The sequence below is a fragment of the Aeromonas sp. S15(2024) genome (genome assembly GCF_041402265.1).
Classification (GTDB): Bacteria; Pseudomonadota; Gammaproteobacteria; order Enterobacterales; family Aeromonadaceae; genus Aeromonas; species Aeromonas dhakensis.
Genome location: NZ_JBGLQY010000004.1, coordinates 57953 through 72995 on the forward strand (window position 1 = coordinate 57953; position 15043 = coordinate 72995).

Genomic DNA, 15043 nt, shown 5'->3' on the forward strand with positions numbered 1-15043 from the left:
TGATGCGTGGAAAAGCTTATCTATACCGCCATGTCTGGGGCGCAACATACCCTGATGGCCCAGCAAATCCGGGCAAACAACCTGGCCAACGTCAACACGGCCGGCTTTCGGGCCGATTTCGAGCGTGTATCTGCTTATGCCCTGGCCGGTGATGGCTATCCAAGCCGGGTAATGGCCCGCGAGGAGCTGGCTGGTACCGACTTCAAGGCGGGAGCCCTTATGCAGACGGGCCGCAAGCTGGATGTGGCGATCCGCGGTGAAGGCTTTATCACGGTCCAGACCGCCGATGGCAAAGAGGCCTATACCCGAGCTGGCAATCTGGAGAGCGATGCCGATGGTCTGCTCACGCTCAATGGTCGTCCGGTACTGGGGGAAGGCGGGGAAATGGTACTTCCTGCCTATCGGGATCTGAGTTTTGGCAAGGACGGTTCGCTCAGTATCACGCCGCCCGGCGGCGGTGCCCGGCTGGATGTAGGGCGTCTCAAGCTGGTGAACCCGGACCCAGCCGAACTGGTCAAGGGGTCGGATGGTCTCTTCCGGTTACGCCAGGGGGGGGATGCCGAGGCCAGCGAGCAGGTGGTACTGGCGTCCGGCTTTCTGGAAGGGGCGAACGTGAATGCAGTCGACGAGCTGATCAGCAGCATGTCGCTGACCCGCAACTTCGAGCTGCAGGTCAAATTGATGAAAACGGCGGACGATCAGGCTCGGCAAGGTGCCCGGCTGATATCCGGCCAGGGTTGATGAATGGCGGGCTTGCCGCCCGCCACGGCCAATTCGCATTGCGGGGGCGTTGACGCCCCCATGAATCAGGTGGAGAGACGAAGATGCACGCGGCACTTTGGGTAAGTAAAACAGGTCTGTCGGCGCAAGATGCCAAGATGGCCAGCATTTCCAACAACTTGGCTAACGTCAACACGGTCGGGTTCAAGCGCGATCGAGTTGCTTTTGAAGATCTGTTCTATCAGGTGCAACGCCAGCCCGGGGCCCAGCAGGATCAACAGAACCTGTCTCCCATCGGCATCCAGATGGGTAACGGTGTTCGAGTGGTCGGTACCCAGAAAGTGTTCACTCCCGGTCAGTTCCAGAACACCAACCAGGAACTGGACATGGCAGTTGTGGGGGCCGGTTTCTTCGGGGTGGAACGCCCTGACGGCGAGACCGCCTATACCCGCAATGGTCAGTGGCATCGCAACGCCGAAGGCCTGCTGGTCAACTCCGATGGTTTGCCCATGCAGCCGCAGATCCAGATCCCGGACAATGCGACCAAGGTGTCCATCGGAACCGACGGAACCGTGAGTGCGACCTTGCCGGGCCAACAGGAAAATGTGGAGCTGGGCCGTATCACCCTGACCAACTTTGCCAACCCTGCCGGCCTGGAAGCGCTCGGTGGCAACCTCTATCGAGCGACCGGTGCTTCCGGTGAAGCGATTGAGGGAGTACCCGGTGAAGAGGCGATGGGGGCCATCAAGCAGTTCACCCTGGAGAGCTCCAACGTCAACGTGGTGGAAGAAATGGTCGACATGATCACCACCCAGCGGGCTTATGAGATGAATGCCAAGGTTGTCTCGTCGGCTGACCAGATGCTCAAGTTCGTCACTCAAGCGCTGTGATGATGAAGACGATGTGGCGTTATCTGTGGGTGGTTCTGCTGTTGGGCGGCTGCGCGACCTATGAGCTCAAGGCTCCCGAACCGGGTGATGAGAAATGGGCGCCTTCACGCCCCATGCTATCGGCCTCGGGCAAGGGGGAGGATGGCAGTCTTTATCGCGGTGATTACATGATGACCCTGTTTCAGGATCGCAGAGCTTACCGTATCGGCGACATCCTCACCGTTGTATTGGAAGAGCGTACCCAGTCGAGCAAAAAAGCCAACACCAGCATGAGCAAGAACAGCAGCATGAACGTGCCGGCCCCGAGTATCGGCGGCAAGGTGCGCTCTGACTGGGGGGCTTCTCTTAGCGCAGATCGGGACTTTGATGGCGGGGCGACGTCCAGCCAGCAGAATACCCTGGCCGGCTCGATCACGGTGACGGTGGCCGAGGTAATGCCGAACGGGGTGCTGGGGATCCGCGGCGAGAAGTGGATCCGCCTCAACCAGGGCGATGAGTACATCCGGTTGGGCGGCATGGTGCGGGTTGAGGATATCGATCAGAGCAACCGAATCTCGTCCCAGCGCATTGCCGATGCCCGCATTACCTACGCCGGGCGTGGAGCTCTGGCTGACAGCAACCAGATGGGATGGCTGAGCCGTTTCTTCAGTTCCGCCTTCGCTCCCTTTTGAGGTTTCACATGAACAGATGGTTTATCGCCCTGCTTTGCCTCTGCCTGCCCTGGTGGGCCAATGCCGCTGCACCGGCCAAGCGGGCCTTGCTGGATATTGCCGATGTGCAGGGGATGCGGGCCAACCAGCTGGTTGGCTACGGACTGGTGGTGGGCTTGTCCGGCACGGGTGACAAGAGCCAGGTCAAGTTCACTGGCCAGTCGATGGCCAACATGCTCAAGCAATTCGGGGTTCAGCTGCCAGATGACATCGACCCAAAACTCAAGAACGTTGCGGCGGTGTCGGTTCAGGCCAATTTGCCGGCTCTGGCAGGCAAGGGGCAGATGGTGGATGTAACGGTCACCTCGATCGGGGATGCCAAGAGTCTGCGCGGCGGTTCGCTGCTGCTGACGCCACTGCGCGGTATCGATGGGGAAGTGTATGCCGTTGCCCAGGGCAATCTGGTGGTGGCCGGGGTCAAGGCCGAGGGGCAGTCGGGCTCTTCTGTCACCATCAACGTGCCGACCGCAGGGATCATTCCCAACGGCGCCATCATAGAACGCGAAGTGGCCAGCAACTTTGCAGAAAAGCCTGAAGTGACGCTCAATCTGCACCAGCCCAATTTCAAGACCGCCCGCAATGTGGAGCGGGAGATCAACCGTCAGCTGGGGCCGGTGGCCAGAGCGGTCAGTGCGGGACGGATCCAGGTTGCCGCTCCGAAGGACGAGAGCCAACGGATCTCGTTCATGGCGCTGCTGCAGGACATTCAGGTCGACATGGGCAAGGAGCGGCCTCGAGTCGTCTTCAACAGCCGGACCGGAACCGTGGTCATGGGCCAAGGAGTCAAGGTTCACAAAGCAGCGGTCAGTCATGGTAGTTTGACGGTGACTATTGGCGAGAGCCAGACAGTCAGTCAGCCCAACGCCTTCTCCAATGGACAGACCACAACGACTCCCAACTCGAAAATCCAGGTGGATCGGGAACGAAACAACATGTTTGTCTGGCCGGATGGCACCTCACTGGAGGTGATCGTCAAGGCAGTCAACTCGCTCGGGGCAACCCCCGATGATGTCATGGCCATCCTACAAGCACTCGATGAGGCTGGAGCCCTCGAGGGAGAGCTGGTGGTCATCTAAGGATCTCTATGACCAGAATAACCACGGAACCTGGGTTTTATCAGGATCTCAACGAACTGCAGCAGATAAAGAGCAACCCGGATCAGCGTGCCGCACTGGATGCGGCCGCCGGCCAATTCGAGGTGAGCTTTCTGCAAACCGTGCTCAAGCACATGCGCTCAGCCTCCGATGCGATGCAGGATGAGGATGACAAGCTCATCAAGGGCCAGGAGCTCTATCGCGACATGTATGACAGTCAGTTGGCGATGAGCATGGTCAAGCGTGGCGGCATTGGGTTGAAAGAGCAGATGGTCAGCCAATTGGCGCCGACATTAAAGAATGCCGAGTCGGTGGTCGCTTCAGAACAGCAGACCCTGGCTGCCTTCAGTCAGCCTCTGAATTCGGCAAAAATGAGGAAAGTTGACTGATGTCGCTGCTCAATATCGGTTTTAGCGGACTTAACTCGGCCCAGATCGCGTTAAATATCACCGCCCAGAATATCGCCAACGTCAATACCATCGGCTATAGCCGCCAGGAAGCCATGATGGGCAGCCTGTCCGGTTTTGGCCGGCTGGATAATGGCCAGGGGGTAGAGGTAACCGGTGTTCGCAGGATCACGGATGACTATCTGGTCTCCCAACATTGGCGCAGCCGCTCTGCAACTGGCGCCTCTTACTCTTTCCATCAATACATCAATACCACCGAACAGCTGCTGGGCAGCGAGTCGATGAACATCGCCAAGGGGCTGGATAGCTTCTTCGCCTCCCTGAGCGCGGCGCTCGACAGCCCGGAAACACCGGCACAGCGCAGTCAGATCGTCAGCTCGGCGGGGGCACTGGCCAACCGTTTTGGCCAATTGAATGAAAGCATGCTGACCCAGGAGAAGCAGATCGATGATCAGCTCAACAGTACCGTTTCTCAGGTCAACAGCTATCTGAAACAGGTTGCCGAGCTGAATACCCAGATCAGCGAGCAGGCGTCCAAGGGCGTTAATACCTCGGTGCTGGAAGACAGTCGCGAGCAGATCGTACGTGAGCTGTCGACCTTCATGGAAGTGCGGGTCAACCGGCAAAGTGATGGTTCGTTCTCACTGAGCCTGCCTCAGGGTCAGCCGCTGGTGCTGGCCGGCAGCAGCAGTACACTCTCGCTGGCGGGTGACAAGCTCAGTCTCAGCTTCGGTCCACAATCGTTCGATATTCCCAAGCTGCATGGCGGCAGCCTAGCGGGGGTTATGGAATATCGGACGACAGTTCTGCGTCCGCTGCGTGACGAGCTCAATCAGATCGCGAAAAAACTGGCGGATGATTTCAATGCCAAGCAGGGTGGGGGTGTCGACTTGCATGGTAATCCGGGCAAGCCGCTCTTCACCTACGATCCCCTCAACCCGTCCGGCACGCTGAAGATTGCCGATGGCTTCACTGGCGATGACCTCGCCTTTGCCAAGGCCGGCGGCGGCAGCGGTGACAACCGCAATCTGCAGGATCTGTTGACCATCAAGGATGATCAATATGATGCCTACAGTGCTTTGCTGGGCCGGATGGCGGTACAAAGTGGTCAGGCCAAGGCCACCATGACGGCGGATGCCAATATGGAAAAGCAGCTGGCCACCAAGCTGAGTAGCGTCAGCGGGGTCAACACGGATGAGGAAGGGATCAAGATCATGGCCTACACCAAGGCGTATCAGGCCAACGCCAAGGTGATCAGTACTTCGGAGCAACTTTTCACCTCCATCCTGAACATGTTCTAACGGAGCGATCATGCGCATCAGTACCAACCAGATTCAACTTAGCATGCTCGACAACCTGCAGTATGGTTTCGGTGAATATGCTCGCCTCGATCGTCAGATCTCCACCAACAAGCGCATTCTGCAACCCTCGGATGATCCGGTAGGGAGTGTGCGCCTGCTCGGTCTGAAGAAAGAGCAAGTGGCCATGGAGCAGTATCAGAAGAACATTGCCAATGCCAAAAGTCAGCTCTCTCAAGGGGAGATCCAGCTCGACACCATGACCAACATGCTGAGTCGATTGCGCGATCTGACCCAGACTGCAGCCAATGGCTCCCTTTCGGAAGATGATCGTCGGGCAGTCTCCAGCGAGTTGGCCATCATCAAAGATGGCTTGCTGGATCTAGCCAATGCCCGTAACGAGAGTGGATCCACTTTGTTCAGTGGCAGCCAGGTAGATAAGACCGCCATAGTGAAAGACCTTGGTGGTAATTATGTCTATCAGGGAGATAATCTGGTGCGCGAGGTCAGTATTGCCAAGGGAGTCACGGTGGAGCTTAATCAGACCGCCGACAAGCTGTTCATCCAGAACGGGGATTTCTTCAAGCAGTTAGATGACATGGTGGCCGCTTTCGACAGCGGTGCTGCGGACTCTGCCGATCAGGCCAGGGCCATGCTGGATCGCAGTCTGACCCTGCAAGATGACATCAGCCAGATGGTCAGCACTATTGGTGCCCGCATCAATCTGCTCGATCAGGTGGATGAAGGGCATGCGGAGAAGAGTGTCTATAGCAAGGAAGTGAGTAATCAGATAGAGTCCCTCGACTATGCCAGTGCCGTCACCCAGCAGGCCCATGTGCTGATGGCTCTGCAAGTGCAACAGCAGGCCTTTGCCAAGGTCAATGGCCTGAGCCTCTTCAATTACATGCCATAAGTCCAGTTTCAGGGAGCCATGATGCAGATTCAACAAACCCGTTTGGGTGGCGTGGCTGAAACGCCAGCCCAGCCCAGACTGCGCGGGCGCGTGACTGCTCAGAGTGCGTCCCAGCCAACCAGCAAAACGGAACGTCATCCCAATATTGTCCGGCTGGATCGCTGGGCCCTGATCGGTACGGCGCAGCAGCGGATCGCCCACGCTCAGGGGGGGGAACAGGCACTGAGCCAGATCTGGGGTGAATTGAAGCGTCTCGAGCAGCAGCTTGGCCAAAATCGTGCTGTGAGCGGCGATCTGGTATCACGCTTAAAGCTGCTGGAAGAGAAGTTGACCCAGCCCCAGGCCCCGCTGACCACAGAGTTGAAGCCCCGTTTGCTGGCATCAGCAGGGGAGAGCCGGGTGAGTTATGGCTCGGAGCGGCTCGACCTGCTGAGCCCCAAGGCGAGTGCCGAGCGCCTGATCTTTTCCTTCCCACAGACCAGCAGTGCCGTCGAAGTGATGTTGCCTGCCGGATCCAGTGAAGCGGAAGTGGTTACCCGGCTGGATCGGGCTCTGCGTAAAGAACATATCCAGGTCCGACTGAATGAGCTGGGTAAGCTCGAATTGACTGTACCTGAGCTGCATCGACGCAAACTGGATGAACCGGTTCTGCTCAGCGGTGAGGGGATCCGGATTCCGGCCGGCAATCCCGTTCCGGTGCAGTTCAAACCTAAGCCAGGGCAGTTAACCCAGTTGGGGGAAGGCATCGAAAAGGGAGAGTTCAAGCAGGAGCAACAGCGCCTGAAGCGCTTGTTGGGTGAGATTGAGCAATCCGTTCGCGAGTTGAAACAGTTTCGCCAGCGCATGGTCAGGCAGCTTGACCGGGTCAAGGCGCGTAGCCAGAACCTCAAGCAGGAAGAGCTTGAACAGTTGCAAGGCAAGCTCAGCCAGCAGCTCAAGGATGGTGGCTTCATGGGCACCATGGCTGGTCTGCTGGCCCAGGCCAATGTGTCGCGCCAGAACGTGGTGGCCCTGCTGACCTGAGGCCGGAAGAGGTGATCGAATTGAGAAACCGCCAGCACTTTGCTGGCGGTTTTTATTTCAAGGCTTGAGGAGGGCGTAGAGGCTCAGATCCGACGCAAAACCAGACTCACTCAATCCCTGTTCTATGGTTTTGATAAAGCCAGCATTGTGTTGGCGTATGGTGTGATAGCTGTAGAACAAGTTGATGATGTCCTGCTCCTCCAGCTCTTTCTCCATGGCCAGCAGGCACAGATAGCTGCGCAGCAGGAAGAAATCGATGACCAGCAACTGATAGGCTTGGGCCGGGGTGTTCTGCTGTTGCGGAAAGTTATGGTGATACACGTAGTAGAGCAGGTAGTTGTTCATGATCTGGGGACGAGCCGACAGGAAGGGTGATACCTTTTCATACCAGGCCTGCTGCAGTCGTGAGAGTTTCGTCTCGTCATAAACCCCTTCCAGCAGGCGGTTGATATTGTCAAGACAGCCTTGCATGGTCTGCCGTCCACGCCTTCCTTGTGAGTAGGCCAGCAATTGATGAGTTATGGTTCGCAACCCCCACCACTGCAACCGCGGCAAGACCGGCAATTGTTCGAACATGCTGAGGAGTTCTCCCCGCTCGGCCAGCACGGCCACCTGCTCCAGGAAGGCTTCGTGTGACAGCTGTGCGGGATCCCGATGGATCAGCATGCCAATGAGCCACAGCCGTATTTCGACGGGAACCTCCGTAGCAGCCAGCACATGGATGCTCAGGCTGTGCAGAGTCGCCATGGCGGTAGATGGAGGAGATACGAACGGCAGGCGTTGCTCCAGCTCGGTGACTTCAGTCTGCATTGCCATGGGATCGAGCAATAACTGCCGGCTGACCTCGGGGCATGAGAGCATCAGGGATTTTCTGACCTGATTGCCGATGCGTGAATGGGATCTTGGATAGGTTTTGCAGGTATGGCTCAGCGCCTCGGCACCGGCCTTGCTGTGGATCTGGCAAAGACGGTTCTCATCAAGGAAGGGGCAGGCTCCCTGCTCGTCAAGCTGGATTTCTCCCCAATGTTCATTGCTCTGTTTGACCTTGCGGATATGCAATTTGCTGAGGGACTGGACTGTGGGGTCCGGGTGTCTCTCATAGTTTCTAAAGGTCAATTTGTCGATGCTGATGGTCCAGCTATGACAGCAGTTGTCCTCGCAGCGATCTCCGATGCACTGGAAATGTTTAACAAAGTGAGGGGTATAGAGAGAGGCTGCCATGTCGCTGTCCGGTAAAGAGAGGTGCCGTGATAAAAGCAATAACCATGCCGGATACTCTCACTCTGTTACAGAGATCGTGGACTACGCAGGGGAGAAGGAAGTGCAAAAAAATATGCGTCAAGCTGTCTACATTTCTGCGAGAAAGAGGTCGCCTATATCTGATGTCAACCTAACAGGCTGCAGTGCAGCGTCATATCGAGGAATACATCATGGGCTTGTCCATTCATACCAACTTCGCTTCTCTGACCACTCAGAGCCAGCTCAATACCACCAACAAGATGCTGGGCACTGCCATGCAGCGTCTGGGCACTGGTCTGCGCATCAACTCTGCAGCCGATGACGCTGCTGGTCTGCAGATGGCCACTCGTCTGCAATCACAGTCCAGCGGCCAGAAAGTCGGCATGCGCAACTCCCAGGATGCCATTTCCATGATGCAGACCGGTGAAGGTGCCATGGACGAGATGAGCAATATCGTTCAGCGCATGAAGGATCTGGCTACCCAGTCTGCGAACGGAACCAGCACCGCTGAAGACCGCAAAGCCATGGATGCCGAGTTCACCGAACTGCGCGCCGAGCTGGACAACATCAGCAACAACACCACCTTCGGTGGACAAGAGTTGCTCAAGACCGGCAAGGGTTTCCAGGAAGATGTGACCTTCCAAATCGGCGGTACCAGTGCCGAGAAACTGGAGCTGAAAAAGACAGGTACCCTGGCCAAAGCGCTGGCAGAAGTTGTAGGCACTGGCAAAGGCACAGACGGTGCAGCTGTCAAGGCTGGTATCGGTGCTCAGGATAAGGCAACCGCCGCCATGGCTGAACTGGACACTTTCTCCCAGAAGATCGGTGAGTCTCGTTCTGCCTTCGGTGCCAACATCAACCGCCTGGAACACACAGTCAACAACCTCTCCAACATGAAAGAGAACACCGATCTGGCGAACGGCCGCATCATGGATGCCGACTTCGCTCAAGAGAGCACTAACATGACCAAGAACCAGATGCTGATGCAGGCTGGCATGTCCGTGCTGTCCAACTCGAATCAGATGACCGGCATGGTGACTTCCCTGCTGCGTTAATCCAGGTGGCACTCATCCCATCCTTGGATGAGTGCCTTCTTCCCTCTGTTCTTCTCCCTTCTTTCCGCTTTTCCGCATATTTTCCCGATCTCCATTCAAGTCTTGGCCGATTCCTGTCGCTTCTTATTCCCATAAGGGTTACCTGCTGCATCGCAGCTTTTTTAAGGAGTAAATCATGGGTTTGTCCATTCACACCAATTTCGCTTCCCTGACCACTCAGAGCCAGTTGAATTCCACCAACAAGATGCTGAGCACTGCCATGCAGCGTCTGGGCACCGGTCTGCGCATCAACTCCGCCGCCGATGACGCCGCCGGTCTGCAGATGGCGACCCGTCTGCAATCCCAGTCCAGCGGCCAGAAAGTTGGCATGCGCAACTCTCAGGATGCCATCTCAATGATGCAGACTGGTGAAGGCGCCATGGACGAGATGAGCAATATCGTTCAGCGCATGAAGGATCTGGCTACTCAGTCTGCGAACGGCACCAGCACCACCGAGGATCGCAAGGCGATGAATGCCGAGTTCGTGGAACTGCGCGCCGAGTTGGACAACATCACCACCAATACTACTTTCGGTGGTCAAACCTTGCTTGCCAAGGGCTCTGGTTTCCAAGGGAATGTCACCTTCCAGATCGGCGGCACTGCCGCCGAGAAACTGGAGCTGAAGGATGATGGCGTTCTGGCTACCGCCCTCAAGGGCGTGATTGCCGATGACAAGGGTACCAAGGGTGCCGCCGTTGCTGATGGTATCGATGACCAGACCAAGGCCACCAAAGCTATGGCCGAGCTGGATATCTTCTCCAAGGGGATCGGCGAGGCGCGTTCCGCCTTCGGTGCCAACATCAACCGTCTGGAACACACAGTCAACAACCTCTCCAACATGAAAGAGAACACCGACCTGGCGAACGGCCGTATCATGGATGCCGACTTCGCTCAGGAGAGCACCAACATGACCAAGAACCAGATGCTGATGCAGGCTGGCATGTCCGTGCTGTCCAACTCCAACCAGATGACCGGCATGGTGACTTCCCTGCTGCGTTAATGTGTTGCCTGGCCACCTCGAGAGGGGTGGCTTTGTTATTGTTTGTGCGTTGGAAAGCACCGACTCGGTTTTTTCCAACGGGCATGCCTCCGATAAGTTGATAGGGATGTGATGATGCAAGTAGATCCGGCCAGCATGGCAATGAAACTGGTAGCCATAGAGCGCCAGAACATGGACAAGTTGCTGAAAAAGCAGTTGGACAGTGTCAAGGGACAGCAGAGTGCTATCAGCACGCTAACCACCAAGCTGTCGACTTTCCAGGCCATGCTGAAGGATTTGAACAAGGCGAGCAACCTGCAAGCCCAGAAGGCCACCATGTCTCAAGACGGGGTCATGACGGTCACCAGTAACGGCAAGGCCAGCTCGGGTCAATACAACTTCTTCGTGGAACAGCTGGCCCAGTCTCATCAGGTGGGGCTGCAGCTCGACAGCGACACCACTCCACTGCCGACCGACGGTGTCTTATCCCTGACGGTCAAGGGCAAGGCTATCGACATCGATCTGGCGACTTTGCCAGCAGGCTCTACTGCCAAGGATTTGGTCTCTCATATCAATAATGCCAAGGACAATCCAGGTGTGAAGGCGACCCTGGTGCGTACCGATGGCAAGGTCAGTATGGTGCTGACCAGCAAGGAGAGCGGGGTGGAGAATGCTATCACTCTGGGTTATAGCGGAGATGCCAGCAATGCTCTGGGTGCGGCTGTTGTCGGTAAGAAGGACATCACCCAGGCACAGGATGCCAAGCTGCGAATGGGGGGCGACAATCCGCTGACCATCACCTCCGCCAGCAACAAGATCGAAAACGTGGTCGACGGTCTGACCTTCCAGCTGACCAAGGCCCAGAAGGTGGGAGATGCCCCTCTGATGGTGACCATAGATCAGGACAAAGAGGCTGTGACTGGGTCCCTCAAGAAGTTTGTCGATAGCTATAACGAGCTGATCGATGAGCTGGCCAAGATGACTTCCAGCGACCCCAAGGCGCCGGGTGCCCTTTCGTCTGATAGCGGGGTGCGCAGTCTCAAGAGCGCTCTGTCTCGCAGTGTGCGGGATCTGCCGGATGGGCTCAGTCTCAGCAGTCTCGGCATTAAGACCGATAAGACGGGCAAGCTCTCCTTCAACGAAACCGACTTCAACAAGGCGCTGGAGAAGGATCCTGAACTGCTCGGCAAGGCACTGATGGGCGATGATGGCTTGCTCAAGCGGATGAGTAATTCGCTCGATCCTTACACCAAGCGAGACGGTGCTCTCAAAGGCCGCAAGACCGGTCTTGAGGCGACCGAGAAGCGGGTGAACGAGCGGATGGAGGCATTGGACCGTCGCATGGAATCCGCGTATAAGCGCTACCTCAATCAGTTCACCACCATGAACCAGATGATGCAGACCATGGGTGCTATCTAAACCGGCACGTTTCCTGCTGTTTGCAGCATCTTATCCGGAACAAGCGAGTTGTACATGTTTGAAGATCAAGATGGCTACGATGCCTACCAATTCGCAGCTACCCAGGCCAAGGCGGCGAGTGCGGACCCACATCAGCTGGTGCTGATGTTGATGGACGGGTTGCTCGATGAAATGGCCCGCGCGGAAGGCCATATTCTGGCCAAGCAGTTTGAGCGCAAAGGGCAAGCTATCAACAAATGCCTGCAGATCCTGGGTGGACTGGACAGTGCATTGGATATGGAGAAAGGCGGGGAGCTTGCTGTCAACCTTCATCGTCTCTACGACTACTGTGGTCAGCGCCTGTTTGAAATCAGTGTGTCAAACGATGTGGCTGGGTTCGCCGAAGTGCGTCGAATTCTGCTGGAACTGAAGGAAGGTTGGGAAGCAATGGCGCGTCATCCTCGCTGATGCGGAAGTGATGCTTCCTTCTTTTCCCGGCCTGATCCCTGGCCATTCTCATGAATTCCTGAATTTCTCAGCTGGCCTGCTCCTTGCTTGCTGGCAAGGTCATTTTAATTGGGGGCCATCACCATGTCGGTAACCGGAACTAAGCAACTTACTGCAGAGCATGAGACTCGCCATCGCCAGCTGCTGGGGTTGGGACGCCTGATATTGCAGCAGGCCCGAGCCGGCCAGTGGGATGCCGTTCGTTTGGCTGATAGTCGATTGTCCCAGTTCATCCAGCACATGCTGGGGCAGCCAGAATTATGGGCCGCTATGCAACCTGCCAGGGATCAGGTGCGCTCCTGGCAGCAGGAGGCTCTGCTGCTCTGTCAGCAAGAAACGGCCTTGCGTAAACGGGAATGGCAGGCGCTGTCCCAGAAGCGGGAAGGGTTGCAAGCTTATGGCGAGGTACAGGAATGGGCATGATTCAATTCCCCTGCCTTGATGGTGTGGCTGCGCTTGATTCCGCAGGATTCAGTCGTCTTTCCCGGCAGCCTGATGGCCAAGGTGACACATACCAACCGCTGGACCTGCCATTCATGGAAGAGTTGGTGGCAATGCCTTTGCCAACTGAAACTATCGATGAAAAAGATCCGAGTGTGACTGATGAGCCGCGAGATGATGCTGCCGAACAGTTGGATTCTTTTAACAACCTGCCCCCCGTTTTCCTTTTGTCCGATGATGCTTCGCGACTGTCGATGCTACGCCAGGCCCAGCCGGTAGTCGTGACGACTGATGATAGGGAGGGGGCGATCCGACAAGACGGCTCATCAGCCGCCTCGGCAGTATTGCGAGCCCTGTCAACCTATGGTCGTTCTGACTACAGCCGAGTAGTTGGGGAGGCAGTAGGTTCTCAACATGAAAATAGAATGCTTGTATCCAGCACGGATGTATCCAACCGTATGGGCATACAGTCTGCTGGACAGATGGGGATACAGCCTGCTGGACAGGCAATGGAACCGGAACCGGTATTGCGTGACAAGGTTATTGCTAGTGTGCCGCCCCTGCTTCCAAGCGATGGCGCAGGTGAACGTGAATCCACCGTTGCAGACTTGAAAGGTGTGTTCAGCAATCTGGCGACTGCGGTGGCACCCAAACCGGCAGAATATCAATGGGCCCCCGTCAAGTTGGCCGACAACCCCGTTCAATGGGGACAGCAACTGCTCGATGTGTTGAAAGACAAGGTTGAGCTGCAGGTCAATCAGCAGGTCAAGCAGGCCCACATCCGGCTTGATCCCCCCGAACTGGGTCGGCTCGAATTGACCGTGCGTCTGGAGGGGGATCGTCTCAATGTCCAGCTCAACGTAACCAACCCTGCGGTGCGTGAAGCACTGATCCAGTCGATGGAGCGCCTGCGGATGAGCCTGTCTCCCCATCATACCGGGGGAGTCGAAGTCAACGTGGGCCAGGGTGGTGAGAGAGAGCAGCAGGATAAATGGCAACAGCAGCAGATCATGGCTGGACGACGGCAGTGGCAGGAAGAGTTCGAGCCAAGCGATGGCAATGGACGAGACTGGCTGAATACCCTGGTTTGATTTTTTATCCGGCAATAACGAGAGTGATTTCATATTATGCGGCGAGTCGTTAAGTGGTTGATGATGGGCGTGATGGCACTGTGCCTGTTGGCTGTGCTGGCTTATGGGGCCTATCTGAAGCGAGATCTGGTTGCCGTGTGGCTGGGATTGGCTGAGCCAAAACCCGAGCTCAGTACTACCCCGCTGTTCAAACCGATGGAGCGCTTTGTCATTAGTCTGGAAGGTGGTGTGGAATCCCATTATCTCGTGCTTGAACTGGCACTGGTGACCCACAATCCGGCTCAGCTCAACTCGCTCAATGAACTGACGCCGCTGATCCGCAATGCGATGGTGCAATATTTCAGTCACCGCACCCATGAGGATGTCAAAAAGGAGCTTCAGAACATCACTGCATTGCAAAGCTCTTTGTTGGGCAAGCTGGTCACCACGCTGCAAAGCTATGGCTACAAGACCTATCTGGATGAGGTGTTGATTACCAAGGTCCTGGTTCAGTAGCGACGTCATGATGGATATCGACTGGGATAGCCCGCAAGAATTTGTTTCCTCTCCCCCCCGCACGGGCGAACAGGCCATTCTGACCCGTTATCTGCCACTGGTTAAACGGGCTGCCAGCCATTTGCGCAGTCAGGTTTCCGCCTGCTTCGACCAGGAAGATATGGAACAGGTGGGCATGATGGGTCTGCTGGAAGCCTGGCGTCGTTACGACAGTGAGCCGGATGCCCAGTTCGAAAGCTACGCCTTCAAGCGGATCCGTGGGGCCATGCTGGATGAACTGCGTCGCCTGGATTGGCGCCCCCGTCAGTTGCGTCAGCAGGTGCATAGCCACAATCAGACCCAGAGAGAGCTACACAACCGGCTTGGACGTCCTCCGTCGGAGCTGGAACTGGCCACCGCATTGGAGTGCACCATTGAAGAAGTGCGCCAACTGGCTTATGCCAGCCAGGCCGAGGCCCTTCAGAGCCTGGAAGAGTGGCTGGAAAATGGTGGCAAGGCTCCGACCACGGAATCCGATGATGTCGACATGGCGATGACCATCAGCAAGGTGCTGACCTCGCTGGACAAGCGCGAGCAGCTGCTGCTCGCCCTCTACTATCAGCAAGAACTGAACATGAAAGAGATTGCCCTGGTGCTGGGGCTGACGGAATCTCGGGTTTGTCAGTTGCATAAGCAGTGTGTTCTACAGCTCAAGCAACGTTTGGTCGACTCCATATACTAACGCCTCACCACTAGTGGTGAGGC

The 15043-nt window shown here is 56.5% G+C and carries 17 protein-coding genes; 16 read left to right on the forward strand and 1 reads right to left on the reverse strand.

What is annotated here, in order from left to right; all coding sequences use genetic code 11:
* Positions 1 to 6: 6 nt before the first annotated feature.
* From lfgF to ACB033_RS10810, 8 genes are all read left to right on the forward strand, one after another.
* A complete protein-coding gene (gene lfgF / locus ACB033_RS10775; RefSeq protein WP_005305793.1) occupies positions 7 to 741 on the forward strand; it encodes a lateral flagellar basal-body rod protein LfgF in 735 nt (244 codons plus the stop codon).
* 83 nt (positions 742 to 824) lie between these two features.
* Complete coding sequence (lfgG, locus tag ACB033_RS10780; protein ID WP_054543595.1) at positions 825 to 1610, forward strand: lateral flagellar basal-body rod protein LfgG; 786 nt, start codon at positions 825 to 827, stop codon at positions 1608 to 1610.
* Positions 1610 to 2281 carry a flagellar basal body L-ring protein FlgH gene (flgH, locus tag ACB033_RS10785; protein WP_054543594.1) on the forward strand — a complete coding sequence of 224 codons (672 nt, stop codon included), beginning with the start codon at positions 1610 to 1612 and terminating at the stop codon, positions 2279 to 2281. The genes lfgG and flgH overlap by 1 nt, the downstream gene beginning before the upstream one ends.
* 8 nt (positions 2282 to 2289) lie before the next feature.
* On the forward strand, positions 2290 to 3396 hold the full coding sequence (gene fgIL / locus ACB033_RS10790; RefSeq protein ID WP_005305784.1) for a lateral flagellar basal body P-ring FlgIL: 1107 nt from the start codon (positions 2290 to 2292) through the stop codon (positions 3394 to 3396).
* Between the two features lie 8 nt (positions 3397 to 3404).
* Positions 3405 to 3803, forward strand: coding sequence for a rod-binding protein (locus tag ACB033_RS10795; protein ID WP_005305782.1), 399 nt, complete (start codon positions 3405 to 3407; stop codon positions 3801 to 3803).
* A complete protein-coding gene (gene lfgK, locus ACB033_RS10800; protein ID WP_005305779.1) occupies positions 3803 to 5122 on the forward strand; it encodes a lateral flagellar hook-associated protein LfgK in 1320 nt (439 codons plus the stop codon). Before ACB033_RS10795 ends, lfgK begins: the two co-directional genes overlap by 1 nt.
* A gap of 10 nt (positions 5123 to 5132) precedes the next feature.
* On the forward strand, positions 5133 to 6032 hold the full coding sequence (gene lfgL / locus ACB033_RS10805; protein ID WP_017782425.1) for a lateral flagellar hook-associated protein LfgL: 900 nt from the start codon (positions 5133 to 5135) through the stop codon (positions 6030 to 6032).
* A 21-nt stretch (positions 6033 to 6053) separates the two neighbouring features.
* Positions 6054 to 7055: a hypothetical protein gene (locus ACB033_RS10810; protein WP_017782426.1), complete on the forward strand. Its 1002-nt coding sequence runs from the start codon at positions 6054 to 6056 to the stop codon at positions 7053 to 7055.
* Between the two features lie 57 nt (positions 7056 to 7112).
* On the opposite strand, the gene fliB is transcribed toward ACB033_RS10810, so the two are convergent.
* Positions 7113 to 8276, reverse strand: coding sequence for a flagellin lysine-N-methylase (fliB, locus tag ACB033_RS10815; RefSeq protein WP_172442796.1), 1164 nt, complete (start codon positions 8274 to 8276; stop codon positions 7113 to 7115).
* Positions 8277 to 8485: 209 nt separating this feature from the next.
* On the opposite strand from fliB, the gene lafA (ACB033_RS10820) reads away from it, so the two are divergent.
* The 8 genes from lafA (ACB033_RS10820) to lafS all read left to right on the forward strand — a co-directional run bounded on the left by lafA (ACB033_RS10820) (position 8486) and on the right by lafS (position 15020).
* The gene (gene lafA, locus ACB033_RS10820) at positions 8486 to 9349 is read left to right on the forward strand and encodes a lateral flagellin LafA (RefSeq protein WP_017788245.1); all 864 of its coding nucleotides are present in this window, start codon (positions 8486 to 8488) and stop codon (positions 9347 to 9349) included.
* A gap of 175 nt (positions 9350 to 9524) precedes the next feature.
* The gene (lafA, locus tag ACB033_RS10825; protein WP_139430603.1) at positions 9525 to 10388 is read left to right on the forward strand and encodes a lateral flagellin LafA; all 864 of its coding nucleotides are present in this window, start codon (positions 9525 to 9527) and stop codon (positions 10386 to 10388) included.
* 114 nt (positions 10389 to 10502) lie between these two features.
* Positions 10503 to 11786 (forward strand): lateral flagellar capping protein LafB, encoded by a 1284-nt coding sequence (gene lafB, locus ACB033_RS10830; RefSeq protein ID WP_139430703.1) that lies wholly within the window; start codon positions 10503 to 10505, stop codon positions 11784 to 11786.
* Between the two features lie 54 nt (positions 11787 to 11840).
* Entirely contained in the window at positions 11841 to 12233 is a 393-nt protein-coding gene (gene lafC, locus ACB033_RS10835; protein ID WP_026141638.1) for a lateral flagellar export chaperone LafC, read from the forward strand.
* Positions 12234 to 12356: 123 nt separating this feature from the next.
* Entirely contained in the window at positions 12357 to 12695 is a 339-nt protein-coding gene (locus ACB033_RS10840; RefSeq protein ID WP_139430604.1) for a LafX, read from the forward strand.
* Entirely contained in the window at positions 12692 to 13804 is a 1113-nt protein-coding gene (lafE, locus tag ACB033_RS10845; protein ID WP_139430605.1) for a lateral flagellar hook-length control protein LafE, read from the forward strand. The genes ACB033_RS10840 and lafE overlap by 4 nt, the downstream gene beginning before the upstream one ends.
* Before the next feature lie 36 nt (positions 13805 to 13840).
* Positions 13841 to 14299, forward strand: coding sequence for a lateral flagellar basal body-associated protein LafF (gene lafF, locus ACB033_RS10850; protein ID WP_042049850.1), 459 nt, complete (start codon positions 13841 to 13843; stop codon positions 14297 to 14299).
* 7 nt (positions 14300 to 14306) lie between these two features.
* Positions 14307 to 15020 carry a lateral flagellar system RNA polymerase sigma factor LafS gene (lafS, locus tag ACB033_RS10855; protein ID WP_139430606.1) on the forward strand — a complete coding sequence of 238 codons (714 nt, stop codon included), beginning with the start codon at positions 14307 to 14309 and terminating at the stop codon, positions 15018 to 15020.
* The last annotated feature ends 23 nt before the right edge of the window (positions 15021 to 15043 follow it).